Source organism: Hanstruepera sp. CR43, assembly GCF_055227665.1.
In genome coordinates this window covers 546,596-568,085 of record NZ_CP200078.1, presented here as the reverse complement: position 1 = coordinate 568,085, position 21,490 = coordinate 546,596, and the positions used below count along the sequence as shown (strand labels likewise).

13 protein-coding genes are annotated in these 21,490 nt (G+C 34.1%); 12 read left to right on the top strand and 1 reads right to left on the bottom strand.

Features of this window, described 5'->3' with window-relative positions:
* Window positions 1-121: 121 nt before the first annotated feature.
* From ACKXGU_RS02440 to ACKXGU_RS02385, 12 genes are all read left to right on the top strand, one after another.
* A complete protein-coding gene (locus ACKXGU_RS02440) occupies window positions 122-6,781 on the top strand; it encodes a PKD domain-containing protein (protein ID WP_463466489.1) in 6,660 nt (2,219 codons plus the stop codon).
* 8 nt (window positions 6,782-6,789) lie between these two features.
* On the top strand, window positions 6,790-7,791 hold the full coding sequence (locus tag ACKXGU_RS02435) for a PorP/SprF family type IX secretion system membrane protein (protein WP_463466488.1): 1,002 nt from the start codon (window positions 6,790-6,792) through the stop codon (window positions 7,789-7,791).
* 23 nt (window positions 7,792-7,814) lie between these two features.
* Window positions 7,815-8,303 carry a thermonuclease family protein gene (locus ACKXGU_RS02430; RefSeq protein ID WP_463466487.1) on the top strand — a complete coding sequence of 163 codons (489 nt, stop codon included), beginning with the start codon at window positions 7,815-7,817 and terminating at the stop codon, window positions 8,301-8,303.
* On the top strand, window positions 8,300-8,539 hold the full coding sequence (locus ACKXGU_RS02425; RefSeq protein WP_463466486.1) for a hypothetical protein: 240 nt from the start codon (window positions 8,300-8,302) through the stop codon (window positions 8,537-8,539). Before ACKXGU_RS02430 ends, ACKXGU_RS02425 begins: the two co-directional genes overlap by 4 nt.
* A gap of 88 nt (window positions 8,540-8,627) precedes the next feature.
* Window positions 8,628-8,924, top strand: coding sequence for a TM2 domain-containing protein (locus tag ACKXGU_RS02420; protein ID WP_463466485.1), 297 nt, complete (start codon window positions 8,628-8,630; stop codon window positions 8,922-8,924).
* 199 nt (window positions 8,925-9,123) lie between these two features.
* The gene (gene hsdR / locus ACKXGU_RS02415) at window positions 9,124-12,360 is read left to right on the top strand and encodes a type I restriction-modification system endonuclease (protein ID WP_463466484.1); all 3,237 of its coding nucleotides are present in this window, start codon (window positions 9,124-9,126) and stop codon (window positions 12,358-12,360) included.
* Window positions 12,361-13,824 carry a class I SAM-dependent DNA methyltransferase gene (locus ACKXGU_RS02410; protein ID WP_463466483.1) on the top strand — a complete coding sequence of 488 codons (1,464 nt, stop codon included), beginning with the start codon at window positions 12,361-12,363 and terminating at the stop codon, window positions 13,822-13,824.
* A gap of 75 nt (window positions 13,825-13,899) precedes the next feature.
* Window positions 13,900-15,246: a restriction endonuclease subunit S gene (locus ACKXGU_RS02405; protein WP_463466482.1), complete on the top strand. Its 1,347-nt coding sequence runs from the start codon at window positions 13,900-13,902 to the stop codon at window positions 15,244-15,246.
* Entirely contained in the window at window positions 15,246-16,877 is a 1,632-nt protein-coding gene (locus ACKXGU_RS02400; RefSeq protein ID WP_463466481.1) for an AAA family ATPase, read from the top strand. The genes ACKXGU_RS02405 and ACKXGU_RS02400 overlap by 1 nt, the downstream gene beginning before the upstream one ends.
* Complete coding sequence (locus ACKXGU_RS02395) at window positions 16,861-17,634, top strand: retron system putative HNH endonuclease (RefSeq protein WP_463466480.1); 774 nt, start codon at window positions 16,861-16,863, stop codon at window positions 17,632-17,634. Before ACKXGU_RS02400 ends, ACKXGU_RS02395 begins: the two co-directional genes overlap by 17 nt.
* A gap of 17 nt (window positions 17,635-17,651) precedes the next feature.
* Entirely contained in the window at window positions 17,652-19,664 is a 2,013-nt protein-coding gene (locus ACKXGU_RS02390) for an AAA family ATPase (RefSeq protein ID WP_463466479.1), read from the top strand.
* Window positions 19,651-21,021, top strand: a complete 1,371-nt coding sequence (locus tag ACKXGU_RS02385; RefSeq protein ID WP_463466478.1) for a 5-methylcytosine restriction system specificity protein McrC — start codon at window positions 19,651-19,653, stop codon at window positions 21,019-21,021. The genes ACKXGU_RS02390 and ACKXGU_RS02385 overlap by 14 nt, the downstream gene beginning before the upstream one ends.
* 6 nt (window positions 21,022-21,027) lie before the next feature.
* Here the strand turns inward: ACKXGU_RS02385 and ACKXGU_RS02380 are convergent, their stop codons facing one another.
* On the bottom strand, window positions 21,028-21,396 hold the full coding sequence (locus tag ACKXGU_RS02380; RefSeq protein ID WP_463466477.1) for a hypothetical protein: 369 nt from the start codon (window positions 21,394-21,396) through the stop codon (window positions 21,028-21,030).
* Window positions 21,397-21,490: the final 94 nt, after the last annotated feature.

Here is a 21,490-nt window from a genome sequence, read left to right as displayed (position 1 = left end):
ACCACTTGCTAATTTTATTTTAGTATCCGTTAAAATAAGATCCCCATTTTCCTTATTGATTATAGCACAAAATGGATATCATAGTTTTCTATGGTATCAGTAAATATTTAAATCATGTCATATGATGAAAAGAAAGACACTGACACTGTCATTACTGATTTTTTCCTTTTATGCAACAATATTGGGATTAAACAATGGAAATAAAAGTATAATAGACACAAATCAACTTCCTCCATCAGTTGATTTTACCTTTAACAATAATGTTTGCTCTGGAACAGCAGTATCATTTAATTCAACTGTTACAGGCGATGGACCTTTTGATTATACCTGGAATTTTGGTGACGGCGGGACTTCAACTGTTCCAAATCCAAATCATGTATTTCAAGCACTTGGTTGTGGAAATAGAAATTTTAATGTTACCCTCACTGTGACAGATGATAATGGTGATTCTAGCTCAATTACTCAAACTATTACAATCAAGGAAAAACCAGATATCGAGTTTGAAGATTTAAATCCTGGTCCTGCAGGACATTTCGACAATTGTGGGAATTCAGAGATAAGTAATGAATATTTAATAGGAGTTGGAAATATTTCAAATTCTGCTGGATGTATAAGCAGCTATAATATCAATTGGGGGGATGGTAGTTCACAAAATAATGTTAGCTTCCCAATTTCTCATAATTATGTTGGATTTGGAACATACAATATGCAGATTACAGCAATTGGTGATAATGGATGTTCAAATACAATTAGTTATGATGTAAAAAACTCTTCAAATCCATCAGGTGGTTTAGCGACTCCTGGAAATACAGTAAATTTATGCGCACCAACTGAGGATATTCAATTTCAAATAGGATCATGGGGTACTAATACTTCCGATACCACATATGAAATAGATTATGGTGATGGAACAACAGTGATTTATACTCAAATTGAACTTGAAGCATCAATATATTATAATGCCTCTAACCCTTCAGAATCCTTGCCATTTCCAATTCAACCTCATTCTTATACAGAATCTAGTTGTCCCGGGGAATTCGTTGCTCGTTTATGGATAAGAAATGCTTGTGCCCCTGAACCCAATCCAGCAACTGTGCCGAATATAGTTATAATAATTAGTCCAGATGCTAGTTTTACTGCACCAGAAACAAGTTGTATTAATACATCAACACAATTTATCAATACTTCAGAACAAGGTTTTGGGTTTAACTGTAATGAAAATGTTGATTTCACTTGGGATTTTGGAGATGGAACACCTATTTATGAAACATCTACTTATGAAAATGTGAATCATACTTATACAAGTAGTGGTACGTATACTGTCACATTAAGTGCCGATAATAATTTTTGTGATGCTACTGAATATTCTCAAGAAATATGCATTGAAGGTCCATTAAGCCCAACTTTTTTGACCAGTTTAAATGAAGGTTGTGGTCCGTTAAATGTTAGTACCACAAATACAACTGATGAATCTGTAAGTTGTGTAAATACAGATTATCTATGGACAGTAACCTATGCTGCCGATTATTGTGGGACAGCACCCGCAGATTGGAGTTTTATAGGAGGTTCGAATCAAAATTCAGTTAATCCGTCATTCAACTTTGAAACGCCAGGAATTTATACATTGAGTTTAACCGCCACGAATTCATGCGGAAGTTTTGATACTTCTGAAGAAATTATTGTAAAAGCACCGCCTTCAGCTTCAATTAATCCAATTGAAAATGAATGTGGACCTAGTTCAATAACTCCGGTTGCTCTCATTGATACTTGTGCTCCAAATAGTGAGAATGTAACGTATAGTTGGTCTTTTCCAGGAGGTTCACCAGCATCATCAAACAATTTGGATCCAGGAGCAATTAATTATGCAACTAATGGTGATTATGTAATAACGTTTAGTATTACAAATAGTTGTGGAACATCCACTGTCACAGAAGAATTTTCAATCAATGAATCGCCCACAATTACCAACACAGAATTTGAACAAGAAATTTGCTCTGGAAATAGTATTACTGAAATCGTATTGGTTTCAGATTCAAGTGAAACTACTTATACCTGGGTTGCAAATGCAGACGCGGGGATTTCTGGATTTGATGCATCAGGGAATACTAATGTCATTGGGTCGCAAACGTTAATAAATGCCAATAGTACTTCAGGGACAGTTACCTATACAGTGACTCCCGCAATTGGACCTTGTGTAGGAGAGGAGGTTGAATTTGTGGTGACTGTGAATCCAGCCCCCAGTTTTGTAGATATACCGGTATCGAGTAGCGTTTGTTTAAATGGAGATGCTCCAGAATTGGAGGTTTCGTTTACTAACGCAACTGGTACAGCAACATATACATGGTATTCATATCCTGAGGCAGATCCATCCGACATCACGGTTGTAGGTTCAGATTCCCCAACTTTTGATCCGCCAACAGATACAGTTGGCGTAGTATTTTATTATTGTGTGATTACATTTAGCGGTACTGGAAGCTGTTCGGAAATAGAAACAGTTCCGGTTTCAGTAACTGTTGTAGATAATGTGGCAATTGATAATTCACCAACCTCGGAAACCATTTGTGAAGGTGGTACTGCAAGCGCTTTATCAGTTGAACTAAACGGAACGGGAACAGGAACTATCACATACCAATGGTATAGTAACACTGTTAACTCCAATAGTGGTGGTACGGCAATTACTGGGGCTACAGGTCTTACATTTACACCACCTGTTTTAAATACGGTAGGAACATACTATTATTATGTGGTTATAAACGTAGATGAGTCTTTGGGCTGTTCAGATGTATTGAGTGAAGTTTACACTGTAGAAGTAGTTGAAGACCCATTAGTAACCATAACACCTCCAGAACCTCAAGTGCTTTGTCAGGATGCACAGGCAAATGTTTTAACCGCTGAAGCATCGGGAGGCATAGGTACAGATTATTCATATCAGTGGTATAGCAATTCAACAGATTCCAATACAGGAGGAATGCCAGTAGGTGACGGTACAGCAACCTTTACACCGCCTACTGTAACTGTAGGTATTACTTATTATTACTGTGAGGTTAGCCAACCAACAGCCATTGGCTGCATTGGTGTTAGCGAGACTGTTTGCATAACAGTAAACGAAGGTCCTAGTTTTGTGGATATACCTGTGTCGAGCAGTGTCTGTTTAAATGGAGATGCTCCCGAATTGGAGGTTTCGTTTACAAACGCGACCGGTACAGCAACATATACATGGTATTCATATCCTGAGGCAGATCCATCCGACATCACAGTTGTAGGTTCAGATTCCCCGACCTTTGATCCGTCAACAGATACAGTTGGCGTAGTATTTTATTATTGTGTGATTACATTTAGCGGTACTGGAAGCTGTTCGGAAATAGAAACAGTTCCGGTTTCAGTAACTGTTGTAGATAATGTGGCAATTGATAATTCACCAACCTCGGAAACCATTTGTGAAGGTGGTACTGCAAGCGCTTTATCAGTTGAACTAAACGGAACGGGAACAGGAACTATCACATACCAATGGTATAGTAACACTGTTAACTCCAATAGTGGTGGTACGGCAATTACTGGGGCTACAGGTCTTACATTTACACCACCTGTTTTAAATACGGTAGGAACATACTATTATTATGTGGTTATAAACGTAGATGAGTCTTTGGGCTGTTCAGATGTATTGAGTGAAGTTTACACTGTAGAAGTAGTTGAAGACCCATTAGTAACCATAACACCTCCAGAACCTCAAGTACTTTGTCAGGATGCACAGGCAAATGTTTTAACCGCTGAAGCATCGGGAGGCATAGGTACAGATTATTCATATCAGTGGTATAGCAATCCAACAGATTCCAATACAGGAGGGATGCCAGTAGGAGATGGTACAGCAACCTTTACACCGCCTACGGGAACTGTAGGTATTACTTATTATTACTGTGAGGTTAGCCAACCAACAGCCATTGGCTGCATTGGTGTTAGCGAGACTGTTTGCATAACAGTAAACCAAGGCCCTAGTTTTGTTAATCAACCCATTTCGCAAACTATTTGTTTGGGAGATAATATTCAGGAATTAGTAGTAAGCATTAATAATGGTACAGAACCTACATATCAGTGGTATTCTAATGATACGAATGATACAGATACTCCAAATATGATTCCACTTCCAGAAGGCGGTAATCCCAATTATTTACCTCCATCCGATAGTGTAGGAACAGTTTACTACTATTGCACAGTAAGTTTTGAAACAGGTGGGTGTGATGTGATTGTTTCAGAAATAGTTGAGATAACCATTAATCAAGTACCAGAAATAAGTGATTATTCTGAAACTATCTGTAGTGGTAATAGCTTTGAATACATACCAGATGACTCGGGTGGTGATATAATTCCAGACAACACACTTTATTCTTGGAATACACCCACAATTAATCCAATTGGTAGTATAACGGGTGCATCTGAAGAATTAACACCAATTTCTTCAATTACTCAATTTTTAGTGAACACAACAACAGAGCCAGCTACCGTAACTTATACTATACAGCCCATTTCCGGAGATTGTATAGGCTCTGAATTTGAAGTGGAAATCATCGTAAATCCTTCCATTTCAGTAACGCCAATTTTAAACAATAACAGTTGTTTTGAATCAATGGATGCATCAATTGAAATATCGATAGTTGGTGGTGTGCCTTTTACAACTGGCAATTCATATAATATCAGTTGGACGGGTCCAAATGGCTTTGTCAGTAGCGATGAGGATATTTTTAATCTGGAAGCTGGAACATACTTTTTAGATATTGAAGATAATGGAGGATGTCCATATTCAGATAGTTTCATTATTGAAGAACCAGAACTTTTAAGTTTTGATTCTATAGTTTTTGATCCAGAAACTATCTCTTGTTTTGGAGCAAATGATGGCGAAATTAATATTAATATTACAGGAGGCACTATGCCATATGTATACAATTGGACACTTGATGGGGTGCCTTTTTCTACAGATCAAAATCTTTCAGGATTAGGACCGGGTCTTTATGAAGTGACCGTAACTGACATTAATAATTGTCCTTCAATTACTGAAAGTTTTACAATTGAAGAACCTGACCCCTTAATTGCTAATTTGGTTTCTAAAACCGATGTTTTATGTTTTGGTGATAATACGGGAGCAATTACTATAAATCCAACTGGAGGTAGGCCAGATTATTTGTTTTCTTGGTCAGGACCTGGTGGATTTTTAAGTACGGATCAAGATATTGTAAATTTAATAGCTGGAGTATATACACTCACGCTTTCTGACAGTTCAGGTTGTGTTGACATTTTGGATGTTGAAATCATTCAAAATGATGAAATTGATATTGAAGTTACTATTACAGAAATAGTATGTTATGGAGATAATAATGCCTCCATAACTATAGATAATATTTTTGGAGGTGTTCCTCCATACAATATTGAATGGAGCAATTTTGGTACTGGTTTCAGTCAAACAGATTTATCAGCAGGTATCTATACTATAACAATTACAGATTCAGTAGATTGTATAAATACTTTTCCCATTGAAATCGAAGAAGCACCAATTTTTTTAATTGATCCTGTAGTTACTCAAATTTCGTGCGCAGGAGAGGATGATGCAAGTATTGTACTTAATTTTGAAGGAGGAATTGACCCCGTAACGGTTGTTTGGGATGATGATCCAACAGCAGGTATTGAAAGAAATAATTTAGGACCTGGCACGTATTCAGTAACCATAACAGACGGGACACCTTGCGTAATACAAGAGGATTTTACAATTTTTGACATTGAACCTTTATTAATTTCTGCTAATGTAACTGATGCATTAGATTGTGACGACACCAATAGTGGCGCAATAAATCTACTAATAGAGGGAGGAATGCCTCCGTATGACATCATATGGTCAAATGGTGCAACAACAGAGGATTTAATAAATATTCCGCCTAATAACTATACGGTTCAAATAACTGATAGTAATGGTTGTGAAATTCAAGGAAGTTGGAATGTGAACAGATTTGATCCATTAACTATAAATGTTGAAACGCAATCTGAAGTTGACTGTCAAATGCATACTGTTGATCAATCATTTGTTGCAACTGCAAGCGGAGGAGTTCCGCCATTTCAATACACGTGGTCAAGTGGAATCATTAGTGGTGATGATAATGAAATTATGACGACCGATGAAAATGGGTTAGTCATATTGGAAGTTGTAGATAGTTTCGGGTGTACGGCCAATTACAGTCTAAATGTTCAAATACCAATTCTAGGAGATCCGGATTTTTCAATTTCTTCGTTTGGTTATACCAATTATGGCGTATATGCCATTCAAGATCCAATTCAGTTCACCAATGAAGCAACGGGCGATTTCGTTAGTATATTATGGGATTTTGGAGATGGTAATTTTTCTTCTGAAGAAAACCCAACCCATACATATTTAAATGTTGGGAATTATGTTGTAACTCAGACTGTCACCTATCCGTTTGGGTGTGTTTATACAAAAATCATTACAATAATTATAGAGGCGGGTTACAAACTAATTATGCCAGATGCATTTACGCCAAATACTGATGGTATAAATGATTATTTTGGTCCCGTCTATATTGGTCTTGATGATATAGAATTAAATGTTTATGATACTTGGGGAAGTTTAATTTATTCTGAATCAGGTGATGATATAAGGGGCTGGGATGGAAAAGTAAAAGAGCAAGAAGCAGAAAATGGCAATTACTATTACACGCTTTCTGCTAAAACATTCTATGACGACGATATCAACATCAACGGTGCATTTGTATTTATCAAATAAGAATTTAAATGAAATCCAACTATCTCTTTTATATATTTTTTCTATTTATCACTTGTTTGGTGAATGCCCAAGATCCAATTTTTACGCAATCTATCTTTATACAAGAAACATTAAATCCCGGGTACTCTGGTTTTGAAGACAATGATAGAATTTATGCAGGTCTAATCCATAGAACACAATGGCCAAGGCTGGATTTAAAGATTAACACACAGTACTTATTTTTAAATAAGTCAATAGATCAAGGTCCTAGGCTCGGATATGGTTTAGGGATTAACGCCTTAAGACATCATGAATCCTTTACGAACTACAGTCATACACAAATTAATGTTAATTATGCACAGAGGTTTAATTTGAATGAAGGTTGGGTTTTTAGGCCAGGTGTTGAGGTTGGTGCTGGTTTCAAAGATTTTCAATTTGAAAACCTGACTTTGGAAGATCAGATTAATATCAATACAGGAGAAATAAGTTCGTCTACGGTTGATCCTTTAGCATTAAACAATGATAATGTCTTTTTTATTGATATTTCATCAGGTTTGGTTTTTGAACGAGAGGAACGTTATGGTATAGCTTATTGGTTTGGGTTGTCCGTAAAACACCTTAACCGACCCAATATTTCATTTGTTCAAGGAGAAAACAAAAAACTCGATATGTTCTTTTCTCTAAATGGTAATTACCGTTTCCCTTTTTTGGGGGATCATAGTGCATTAATATCTGCCGTTTATATGCAACAGGGTAATTACAATCGATTGGATTTAGGGTCATTATTTCAAGTTAGACAAATGCTATTTGGTATTACCGCAGCAACAAATCCTGCTAGAAATAGCTCAAATAGTCATATCTTGACATCAATAAATGGGTTTTTAGGATTAGAATACAATCAATTTAGGTTTGGATTGTCCTATGATTACAATACTTCTAAAATTGGAAATACGAATGGAGTTTACGAGTTATCAGTAACTTATTTAACGAGATGTCGTAGTTGTAATATTGATCGAAGTAGAAAAAGATAATATGTAATAATAATTTTAAGGTTTTGAATAAATTAGTTATCAGTTATATAATAACACTATTTTTAGTAGGTAACCTGAATAGTTGGAGTCAAACCTTATCAGGCAAAGTAGTCGCAATAACAGATGGGGATACCGTAAAACTATTAACTTTAGACTCTACACTAATCAAGGTAAGAATTGCTAATATTGACTGTCCAGAACGCAAACAGCCCTTTTCAAATCGAGCCAAACAATTCACATCAATGCAAGTATTTGATAAAGAAGTGAAACTAGAGTTCTTAAAAAAGGATAGATACGGCCGGCACATATGTAATGTCATTTATAATGATTCATTATCTTTAAGCAAGGAGTTGCTTAAAAACGGCATGGCATGGCACTATGTCAAATATTCAAATGATAGTACACTTCAAGTGCTAGAAGATTACGCCCGACTCAATAAAATAGGTCTATGGCAAGATCCAAACGCCATACCGCCATGGGAATGGCGATCAACCAAAAGAAAAAAGAAATGAAAACGCTTTTAGAGAATCAATTAACAAAAGTACTGTTCCTATCAGTCATGTTTTTCATGGTTATTTCCATGAATACCTTTGAAACTAATGTCTACATCTGCAAAGGAAAATACAGTAAAAAATACCATTATAAAAAAACATGCCGAGGCCTATCTAATTGCAAGGCAACCATCAGCAAAGTGACAATAAATGATGCAAAAGAATTGGGGCGTACACTTTGTGGTTGGGAAGATTAAATTTTACATAAAATTGCACAGCTTACGGATTCCCTCAAGGAAACTAAACCTATAGATTATAAGTTTATGATTAATTAAAATATTAATCATGGATAAACACTATTTACAATCAAAAATCAAATCAACAGGTACGGCTTATTTACTATGGTTCATTTTTGGAGCTCATTATGCTTACTTGGGTCATTGGGGAACGCAAATATTATATTGGATAACTTTAGGCGGGCTTGGTTTTTGGGCGCTAATAGACTTATTTACGATGTCTGGAAAGGTAGATAGATACAATGCTAATATCTTTCGACAAATTGAAGCTATAGAAAGAAAAGAAAAAGATGAGGCTCATGAGCGGAATATGGCAATGTTTTCAGCTGTAAACAAATCAAACTAAAATCTCTTTGATTAGGTTTTGTGATTATGGATTATAAGATTTTATAATATAAAATCAAAAAGAACACCTCTGAGTAATTCACTCTGCATGTTAAAGTTTGGTTAGATTGCTCAAACTTCTTTGTACTTCCTTTTCTTTTATTATCTTTAATCTCTCCCTATAGAATAACAGAATAGTTTAGTTGATTTTAAACTTATAAATGAACCAATCAAATTTTTACTTTCTTGAGAAAGAATACCCAATACTATGGAATATTGGGCAAACTGCCGAATATAATGTATTCAGTGATCCTGTTGTTGCTATATTTAAAGTTAGGCAACTTGGAGAAAAATTAACGGAGCTTATTTTTGAGGAACATTATCTGGAGTTTCCTTCGGACAATACCTTTCATAATCGGTTAAAAATTTTACATTATGAAAAGCTGGTTCCAAGTAATGTTCTCGATTTATTTTTTGCTGTTAAGGGAAAAGGAAATCAGGCTGTACATGCTAATCAGGGTACAGAAAATGATGCAAAATCTGTATTGTTCTCTGCATTTAAATTGTCAAAATGGTTTTATCAAACCTATGGAAGCGATAATATTGACAACATTAGATTTAGTCCTCCCAAAAATTTAGATACCAGGCACGCCCTTCATGTGTTAACTGAAGAATATGATGCTCTTGAAATAAAATACAAGGCCTTGTTACAAGAACGAGAGATTAAAGAGCAACCTCTTGAAGAAAAGCAAGAAATAAGGCAGCGTTCTGAAAGGGCTGCTTTAAAATTAGATTGGGATGAAAGTGAGACTCGTATTTTAATTGATAAGCAATTGCGAGAAGCTGGTTGGGAAGTAGAAACTGGAGTGCTTGATTACAAAAAGAACAAAACCCTACCTGAAAAGGGTAGAAATATGGCGATATCTGAATGGCCTGTTGGTTCCAAATGGGCCGATTATGCTCTTTTTATTGGTAAAGAACTATATGGTATTGTTGAAGCGAAAAAATATGACACAGATATTTCTACCAATTTACAACAGTCTAAACGTTATTCTGAATTAGCTGAAGCAAAACACGAAGTCCAGCTATTGGGTGAATGGCGGAAATACAAAGTGCCTTTTTTGTTTTCAACAAACGGTAGAGAATTTTTAGAACAGATTAAAACCAAAAGTGGTGTTTGGTTTTTGGACGTTAGAAAGGAAAGAAATATATCCAAGCCTTTGAGAGGCTGGTATTCTCCAGATGGTTTGGTAGAATTGTATAAAAGAGATATTTCAGAATCTAACAGTAAGCTTAAAGATTCAAACATATCTTACTTACAGGATAAAGCTGGATTAAGTCTGCGGGATTATCAAATTAAGGCCATAAAAGCTATAGAGGATTTGGTTGTCAATGAACCTGAAAGAAAAAAAGCGTTGCTTGCTATGGCAACAGGAACCGGTAAAACCAGAACAATCATTGGATTGTGCTATCGTTTAATAAAATCGAATCGTTTTAAGCGTATTTTGTTTCTGGTTGACAGACGACTACTAGCCGTGCAGGCCATTAATAACTTTGAGGACAATAAAATTGAAGGTCTTAATACGTTTGCGGAAACATACAAGGTTGATAAATTAAAAGATACCATTCCTGATTTGGAGTCTCGATTGCATTTTTCAACCGTACAAAGTATGGTAAAACGTTTGTTTTATAAGGATGAGCAGGATGATGTTTTACCAATTGACACCTATGATTGTATTATTGTAGATGAGGCTCACCGAGGCTATTTACAGGATCGCGAACTGGATGATGAAGAACTCAACTTTAAAGACCAACGCGATTACGTAAGTAAATACCGTATGGTTGTTGATTATTTTGATGCATTTACAGTCGGTTTAACAGCAACACCAGCTTTACACACTACAGAAATTTTTGGGAAGCCTGTTTTTACGTATTCGTATAGGGAAGCTGTTATAGATGGGTTTTTAATTGACCATGAACCTCCAAACACCATTAAAACTAAATTGAGTGAAGAAGGCATTAGCTGGAAAAAAGGAGAAAAACCCAAAGTTTATATTAAAGAAGACAACCGCATTGAAGAGTTAGACGCATTAGAAGATGAGTTAAATATCGATATTGAAGGTTTTAATAAAATGGTTATTACTGAATCCTTTAATAGAACTGTTGCAAAACAATTGGTAAAAGTCATTGATCCAGAGGATGACGAGAAGACTTTGATATTTACAGCTTTGGATGAACACGCTGATTTAATTGTCCAGTTATTAAAGGACGAATACCATAACATTGGAGCTGATGTTCCAGATGATGCCATTGCCAAAATTACGGGTAAATCCTACAAGCCACAAGAGTTGTTAACACGATATAAGAATGAAAAATTTCCAAATATTGCTGTAACTGTAGATTTACTTACTACTGGTATTGACGTACCTGCCATTTGTAATCTGGTATTTTTAAGGCGTATCAAGTCCAGAATTTTATATGAACAGATGCTGGGTAGAGCCACAAGGCGTTGCGATGACATTGGTAAAGAAGTATTCCATATATATGACGCTGTAAGGTTGTATGAATCATTAGAAGATTTTACAACCATGAAACCTGTGGTGGTAAGCCCAAAAGCTTCTTTTACGCAGTTAATAGATGAATTAGACGATATTAAGACTAACGATAGAGCCAAAAAACAGCTTGAACAAATTATCTCTAAATTACAACGTAAAAAGAAGAAAATTACTGGGCAAAGTGCGGAACTATTTAAATATAACTCTGGGGGAAAAGACCCAGAAGATTTTATTAATATGCTCAAAGACCTTGATGGAGAAGGGGCCGCTAAAACTTTGACCAAGTATAATCAGCTATGGCGGTTTTTAGATGATTTTAAGCCGGCGCCAAAAGCCCAGTTTGTTTCTGAGCATATCGATGAGTATTTAGGAACCGAGCGCGGTTATGGTAAGGGCCAAAAACCTGATGATTATTTAAATAGTTTTAAGGCATTTTTGGATCAAAACTTAAATAAAGTAGCCGCCTTACAAATTGTTTGCAGTAAACCAAAGGAACTGGATAGACAGTCTTTAAAGGAGTTAAAATTATTATTAGACCAAGAAGGCTATAATGCCAGAAATTTGAATGCGGCCTGGAAGGACAGTAAAAACGAAGACATCGCTGCAGATATTATTTCTTACATTCGTACACTGTCTTTAGGAGATGCTCTAATTAGCCATGAAGAGCGGATAAAGAATGCCGTTACTAAAGTAAGAGCTATGAAAACTTGGAATAAAATCCAATTAAAATGGATAGACCGCATTGAAAAACAACTATTACAAGAAACCATAATTACTAAAGAAGATTTGGATAAAGAGCCCTTTAGGTCTGACGGTGGTTTTAAACGACTAGATAAAATTTTTGAAAATCAACTCACAACAATTATCGATACCATTAATGATAATTTATATATACCAGCATAAATGAGCGCAGAAGAAATATCCAATAAACTATGGAACCTTTGTAATGTCTTGCGAGACGATGGAGTAACCTATCACCAATACCTAAACGAGTTAACCTATATCTTATTTTTAAAGCTGTCTGAAGTTAAAGGCTTCCAAAATCAAATTCCAGAAGAATACCAATGGAGTACGTTGTTGGAGATTACAGATAATAAAGAATTATACGACCGTTACAGAGATTTGCTAGCAAACATAAGTGCTGGAGAAAATGTAAATCCTACCATTAGTCAAATATTTACCAATGCATCTACCACCTTACGTAAACCAGTTAATTTAAGAACCTTAATTACACAAATAGATTTAATTGACTGGTATAACGAAAGTGAGCGCGATACTATGGGGCAAATTTACGAGGACCTTCTAGAGCGTAATGCCAATGAAAAACGTAGTGGTGCAGGACAATACTTCACACCACGTCCTTTAATAAAGGTGATGATAGAATTATTAGCGCCAAAATTAGGAGAACGATGGAACGATCCAGCCTGTGGTACTTTTGGATTTATGATATCACTCGACCAATATTTGGTAGAACGTTATAATTATAAATACGATTCTAATGAAAAGGAACGCGATTTTCAAGTAAACGAGGCTTTAAGTGGTGTAGAATTAGTACAAGATGCACACCGTTTGGCTTTAATGAATGCCAAGCTACACGGTTTAGATAGTACCATCTATTTAGGAGATACCTTAACAGACTTGGGTAAAACCCTTAAAAACTTCGATGGTGTATTGGCTAATCCACCATTTGGGACTAAAAAAGGTGGTGAAAAACCAACCCGAGACGATTTAACCTTTGTATCCAGTAACAAGCAGCTTAACTTTTTACAACATATTTATAGGTCTTTACATAAAAAAGGTACAGCCAGAGCAGCCGTAGTATTACCTGATAATGTCTTATTTGAAGATGGTGATGGGCAACGCATTAGGCGCGATTTAATGAATAAATGTAACCTACATACCATTTTACGTTTGCCAACAGGTATTTTTTATGCAGCAGGTGTTAAAACCAATGTGCTCTTTTTTACACGAGGCAAAACTGAAACCAATAACACCAAAAACGTTTGGTTTTACGATATGCGTACCAATGTGCCCAACTATGGTAAGCGTACACCATTTACCAGAGCAGCCTTTAACGACTTTATAAAAGCCTATACTGGTGGTATTACAGAAGAGAACGTATTAATGGACTATAATGGTGAAGTTGATGATGAAAAACGAAAAACCATTAAAGACGAACGCTGGAAATGTTTTACTAGAGATTATATATCAAATAGAAGTGATTCTCTTGATATAGGAATTATAGAAGATGAGAAAGTTTCTAAAGCAGAAGATATTGGTGAACCAATTGACGTTGCTATAAACGCATTAAATGAGATTGATAGTATAAAAGTTGCCTTGAATGAAATTATTAATGAATTAAAATAAATGAGCGGAAGGAAAGCAACAACAGATATAATTCCTGGTCGATATATTTTGTCAGTAGGCAGACCTAATACGGATTTGCCTAAAAATTGGTCTTGGGTTTTGTTATCAGATGTGGCTACTTTGGCTACAGGACATACGCCTAGTAGAAAAAAGCCAGAATATTGGAAAGGTGAAATTCCTTGGATGGCTGTTGGTGATGCTAGAAAAGTTCATGGTAAAACCATTACAGAAACTAAAGAATATACTAATCAATTAGGTATAGATAATTCAGCAGCTGTTCTGTTACCTGCTGGTACGGTTTGTTTAAGCAGAACAGCATCTATAGGATATAGTGTAATATTAGGAAAGGAAATGGCAACCAGTCAGGGGTTTGTGAATTGGATATGTTCTGATTTGTTAAACCCAAGGTATCTTCAGTTAATATTTATGGTTGAAAATCAGTTCTTGAATGAATTAGCAGAAGGTATAGCCCATACAACAATATATTTTCCTGAAGTTAAAGCGTTTAATATTGGCTTACCGCCAAAGAATTTACAAGATTCAATTTGCGAAAAGGTTAATAGGTTATTCTTCCAATTAGATGAAGTTAAAAAACGTTTAGAAACTATACCAGAATTACTTAAAAACTTTAGACGAGCTGTTTTAAACAAAGCAGTAACAGGTAAGCTTACGGAAGAGTGGAGAAAGGGGAAGAGTTTGAAGGTTTTTGAATTAACCAAGCCAAAAAGTGTTTTTAGAAGTTATGGTTACAATTTACCGCAAAATTGGGAAGTTCATTCTTTCGAATCTGTAGCAAATATCAATTCTAATTTGAAAGACCCAAATGAGTATCTAGATTATATTTTAGTTGCACCTAATCATATCGAAAAAAATACAGGTGTTTTATCAGAAATTGAATATACAAAAGATATAATGCCGAAAAGTGGAAAGCATTTTTTCAAAAAGGGCTCAATAGTATATTCTAAAATTCGACCTTATTTAAATAAATTAATTTTAGCTGATTTTGAGGGTCTTTGTAGTGCTGATATGTACCCTATAACAGCTGAAATCAACCAAAAGTATCTTTTTTATTACATGTTATCTTCTGTTTTTTTGACCTACTCAACCACAGCAGGTGAACGAAGTGTTCTTCCAAAAATCAACCAAAAAGGATTAAATAATATACCTGTTCCGGTTCCTTCTATTATGGAACAAACAGAAATAGTTAAGAGAATAGAAAGTTTGTTTTTAAAAGCAGACCAAATTCAACTGCATTATGAAAAATTAATAAATAAAATAGAAAACTTACCACAAGCCATTTTACAAAAAGCCTTTAAAGGTGAGTTGGTAGAACATTTACCAACAGATAGTGATGCTAAAGCGTTGTTGGAGGAGATTAAGGAGTTAAAACAAGAAGTTAAGCTTAAAAAGAGAAAGAAGTAATGAAAATAAAACGACTTTGGGTTTCAAAATACAAAAACATTGAAAAAATCAATTTAGAGTTTCAATCTGATTTGGTAACACTTTTAGTCGGTAGAAATGGATTGGGTAAATCAAACCTAATAGAAATTTTAGCTTTAATTTTTAGAGATTTGGATTTGTTGGACAAGCTAGAAGATTTTAAATCTTGGGCTTATGAACCAGAATATTTTGAGTACACTATTAATTATGAATGCCAAAATAACGAGATTCTAATTACACTCAAAGAAGATGTGTTTAATGTTCAGGTCAAACCAACAAACACAAATACAAAAACAGAATTTCAAAATTTAAGTTTTTCAGAATTTATAAAAAACCGAAGAGAACATTATTTGCCTAAATACGTCGTAGGTTATTATTCTGGGGAAAATAAACGAATAAGAGATATAATTCTTCCTCATGAAGAGTTACAAAAAAAGAGCTTATTAAATTGGCAAAAGAATTTTAAAAAAATAGAAGAAGTCAATAAAGAAATAAAAGAAAACGGATTAAGGCGTTTGTTTTTCACAGAGAACTATCACAGCCAACTGTTCTTGCTTACACTCGTATTATTTAAAGAGCATGTAAAGTTTAAAGAGCGTATCACCAAATTATTCAAAAAATACCTCGGTATCATTGATATTATAGACTTTAAAATAACCTTTAATAATCCCGATTGGAATTATACAAAAATTGATAACACCAATAAAGGCATGGATTATTTAATTGCAAATATTAATAATCCCAAAGTTGATTTCCCTTTCTGGAATTTAAAAGGAAAAGTAGATGGTATTTTAACACGATTGTATAATCATCAATATGATAAAGGAAGTGAGCCAATTAATTATCCTAATGAAGAAGAAGACGATAGAAGTTTTGTAAAAGAGTTTTTGTTATTTGATAGTATAGATTTCGATGAGTTTTCTAAAACTATTAGTGATTATTATAAACATCCCATTGATTTTTTTGATGCTTTAGAATCTACAACTATTGTTGACATTTTAAATTCTATTACACTTAAAGTAGTTAAAAAGGATGTCGATGAACCAATTGCCTTTAATCAGTTAAGTGAGGGTGAGCAGCAATTATTGACTGTATTAGGTTTAGTATTAATAACAGGAAATGAAGATTGTTTATTCTTATTAGACGAGCCTGATACACATTTAAATCCAGAGTGGCAACGAGATTATTCTGATTTGCTTGTCGATTTTAATTTGAATGACAAAAACAGTCACATATTTGTAGCAACCCATAGTCCACTTATAGTTCAATCATCAAGAGATTCTGAAGTGATATTATTTTCAAAAGTTGATAAAAAAATAGTTGCAGAAGAGTCAAAGTTATTTCAAAAAAGTTGGAGCATAAATCATGTCCTAACCAGTCCATATTTTGATTTAGAAAGTGTTAGACCAAAGAACGAGAAATTTGATTCTTTTATGAAAAAAAGAAGAGAGATTCTTGATAAAGATGAAATGAGTGATGAGGATAAAGAGTTTTTGAAAAACTTTGAAAAGGAAATAGGTGTTTTACCAACAGGTGAAACTTTCGAAGACATGCAAATGTTGCAATTTGTAAATAAAGTAGCAAGAATAAAAGGTTATGGTAAAGCTGAATAAGCCAGATGATGCTATAGAAATACCTCATGCAGTTACTGGAGTATGCAGATTGATAAATGCTACTCGAAAAATAAAACAGCGTTTTGATGCAGGTGAAGACTTGATTTTTAATAAAATATATAGAGATGATACGATAAAACAAGCAATAATGGTTAATGTACAGAAGAACAAATGCTGCTATTGTGAAAAAATTATTGTTGATGATTTCGAAGTTGAACACTATAGACCAAAGGAAGCGGTAATTCATGGTGGTGTATTATCAAATCCAGGATACTATTGGTTGACTTATGATTGGGATAACCTTCTGTATAGCTGTAATAAATGTAATAAGAAAAAAGGAAATGATTTTCCTCTTGAAGATGAAACTGTAAGAGCACGAAACCATCATATGGATATTGAAGACGAATCACCTCAAATAATAAATCCTTGTATTCAGGACCCAGATGATTATTTCGAGTTTGTAGGTTTAGAAATGGTTGCAAAATCAGGTGACAATTTTGACATAGCAACTACAACTATAGATACCATAAAATTAGATAGAAATGAATTGTTTCATTTAAGAAGCTATAAGTATTTTGAATTGAAAACATATGTTCATGATGTTTATGAAATTGCGAAAGGTGATGAGGAACTAGAAAAGGAAGCAATAAGAAAGTGTATTGATTATCTTGATTCTAATATAGAAAAAGATAAAGAATTTTCTATGATGGTAAAATGTAATTATGAACAATTGAAGCCAAACTTGATAGCTGTTTAATTATAAAAAGACTATAAATGATTTCATTTTATTCATGTAGTGTAGGGGAGGAAGATAAAGGTTATGATAAGGAAAATTTAGAGAGAATAATACATCAAACCGCCTTTGTTTTACACGAAAACACACCTCAAAAGGGAGACTACAGCAAAATTAAAGAAGGTGATATTTTGTTATTAAAGTATCGTAAGCAGTTTATTGCCTATGGTGAAGCTAAAAGTATATTCAAATCTAACGAAGAAGAGTGGAACTTATGCGCGCCTGTTAAGCAATGGTATTTTTTAGATAAAAATAATTTTGAGTTGGGAGTGCCCATTTATGGAATGTCTCAAGCTACTTTAAGCGGTAGTCAATATGGAACAGTGAAACCATTGGATAAAAATTTTTCCATTGAAAAAATTAAACAAATTAATGATTCATCAAAACTATATAAGGATTTAATTCAGATGACGATTTTAGAAGAACAAGATAATATTAAAAGTTTACTACTATATAAAAAGCAAATCATTCTTCAAGGTCCACCAGGTACAGGTAAGACAAGATTGGCAAAAGAAATAGGAGAAGTATTAACAAAAGGAGAAAAACAAATTTCAATATACGAGTATGTTGAGAATTATGTTGAAAAATTCAAGCATACAGATAAGACGATTAAATTTCAAGAGGTTTCTAAAGAGCTTTTAGAAGAGTTTCAAGAAACATTTACAACAGAAGTTTTAAGTGAATTGTCTTTAGATGAGTATGCTTTGGGTAACGGTTCTCAAGAAAGTTTTTGTTATTGGATAGAAACGAAGTTGGCGCCACTATGTAAATTTTCTCCTGGACAAAAAGGAACTATGGTTTATGGGATTTCATATATTAAAGATACAACAGGTGAAGTTAGATTACAAAATGATTACACGCAGCAGGAATATATGGCAGAGCTTCGTCTGGCCTTATCAGAACTAGCGAATAATCAAAATTATCAACCAGCTAGAGATATGTCTTTTTGGTTTAGTTATATTTTAAAGATTTTAAATTCATATTATCCAGATGATTATTTTCCTGTATTATCAAAAGACCATCTAAAATTATTTGCTAAAATATTTAGAGTTGAGACACGAGGTTTAAATGACATACAAATTAATAAGGAAATAAACTCTAAATTTCTAGGTCTAAAGGCTAAGTATAACAGTGAAATTTCTTCCACACTACTAATGAGACATTTGTATGATAAATTTGATTTGAAAAGTTCAGGTTATCAAGAACACGTGAGTCATTCAAGTGAAGTAAATATATCTGGGGAATATAAAATTATACAATTCCATCCTTCATATACCTATGAAGATTTTGTAAGAGGTATTGTTGCTGAAAGTATTGAGGGAAATATCAACTATAAAGTTATAGATAAGACTTTAGCAGAATTTTCTAAAAAAGCGTTGTTAAACCCAGAAGGAAAATATGTTCTGATAATTGATGAAATTAATAGGGCTAATTTATCTTCGGTTTTAGGAGAGTTAATTTATGCTTTGGAGTACAGATATAAGTTTAATGCACCAAAAAAGGAACAATTAGAAGCCCAAGTTGATAGCCTCTATAGTATTAAGAATGATGAGGGAGAAATAGAGGATAGAACTTTAAGTATTCCAGAAAACTTATTCATTATAGGCACTATGAATACAGCAGACAGGAGTGTTGGGCACATAGATTATGCTGTTAGACGGCGATTTGCCTTTGTGGATATTTTACCAAGAGATTTGTCTGATGATGGTTCAATTATTTTTTATTCTGAATTGTTTCATGCCGTAAAAGAGCTGTTCTCCCTTGATGAATATAAAACCAAATCAAAACATTTGTCGGAAGAGTTTGAGCCGAAGCATGTGGCATTGGGGCATTCTTATTTTATTGATAAATCTCAATATGGAGGTAGTATGGATTTGCGCCTGGAGTATGAGATAAAACCAATATTGTTTGAATATGTAAAAGATGGCATTTTAAAAGAGTCTGCAAAATCAGAAATTGAAAAGCTAAATGCGTATTTAAATGCTGACTCTTAAGGAACATAACCATTACTACTATCCAGAGTGTCATAAAGATTATTTATTTCAGTTTATTGACAGTGAAAGTGCCTTAAAGCATCCTTTTCCTCTTTGTTTTGGCAATAATGATGAGGCTGTTTGTTTTAATGCTATAATTAATAGTGATGCTGATGGTATTAATGATATTAAACTTGAGACCTCTTATTTTATTGGGCTGCATTATATCAAAGAATGGAACCTTCCTGTTTTAATTGAGCCCAAACTAAATATTGGTGGTCAAAAGCTTGATTTTTATAAAATGTTATCCGATGCTCTTATTGAGCCTGAAAACTTTGATCATTTAGATGGTTTGATGGATATTGATTTTAAGAGTGAGTGGATTGAAGTACCGCCCAATAGTCAGGTTGAATTAACCCCTTTTTTAGTGATTCAGTTTTTAATGGCTGTTAAGCGTTTGGTGAAAAAAGGACTAAAAAAATCCTATTATATAAAAAAAGAAAACTTAAAAGGTAGGGTCAAAGGAAAAATACTGGTGGGTGAGCAAGTAAAACAAAACTTATTAAAGCATCGTTTGACACATACCGTATGTAGTTTTCAAGAATTTGGATTTGATACACCTGAAAACCGGTTTATTAAATATGTTTTGCAATTTGTACATGCTCATTTGGCTAACTATGAATATGATGGTTTTAAAACACAATTAAAGGAACTACTGAGCTATAATCTTGCTGCTTTCCATCAGGTTGGTGAAGAATCGTTTACCTATTATTCAAAAAAAGAAACCAATCCGTTCTTTAAAATTTATAATACTGTATTTGATTTAGGCAACCAAATTCTTAAACTCATAAGTCATTCTTATGAAAAAAGCACCCAAGAAATAAGAAAGTATCCACCTCATTGGATTGATATGAGTAAACTTTTTGAATTGTACGTATTTAAGAAATTGCGTGAAAAGTTTCCGAAACAAGGAGAAGTTATGTATCATGTTAAAGCGCATTATCAAGAATTGGATTATCTAATCCAATCAGGAGATTTTAAAGCTGTTGTGGACGCGAAGTATAAGCCGCGATATGCTAATGGCAATCCTTCAAAAGATGACGCCAGACAACTTTCTGGCTATGCACGATTGGAAAGGGTATACAGTAAATTGAAGATTGAAGATGACATCACTATCCCAATTTATTTTATATATCCCAAGGAATTAGTTGTTAATCAGGACGAGAATTCAACCGATTCTACTGAAGAAACTTCAGCCATTTTTAGTAATGGCTTAGTTATATTGAAAGATAACCTTAATGTTAGGGCGGTTAGTTCATACCGTAAAATGTTTTTACAGGAAATACACATGCCAATAATTGTAGAAAAAACAGATTGAGCTAAATCAGTTACTACACATCACTGTATCAAAATCTACGTGTAATTGGGTGGAGCCATCATCGGCCACGGCTACCCATTTAAAATTGGTTAACACATAGGCATTGCCACCATCCAGTTGTACCCATTCATCAATACCTTGGGCTGCAAAATTTAAGTCGTCTTTAACGGTAAAACCTACAGGAGCTGTATAGGAACGGCCTTTAACTAAATAGGAGCAATTGCGATTAGCAATGGTTTCTTCAGCTTGTGATTGTGGGATAAAGGTGCTGTTGGTTAAAGAAGGCAGGGTATTATAAACTTCAGTTGGTGTCATGGATGTTTTACAGGATTCCATTAAAATTAAAAGCAGTAAAAGTTTAATATACCTATTCATGATTACTAATTTAGGAAAATATATTGATTCAATACTATCCTTGCAATTCATAAAGAGCACCCTTGCTTTTTTGATTCTTCACCCTTGCTGTTAA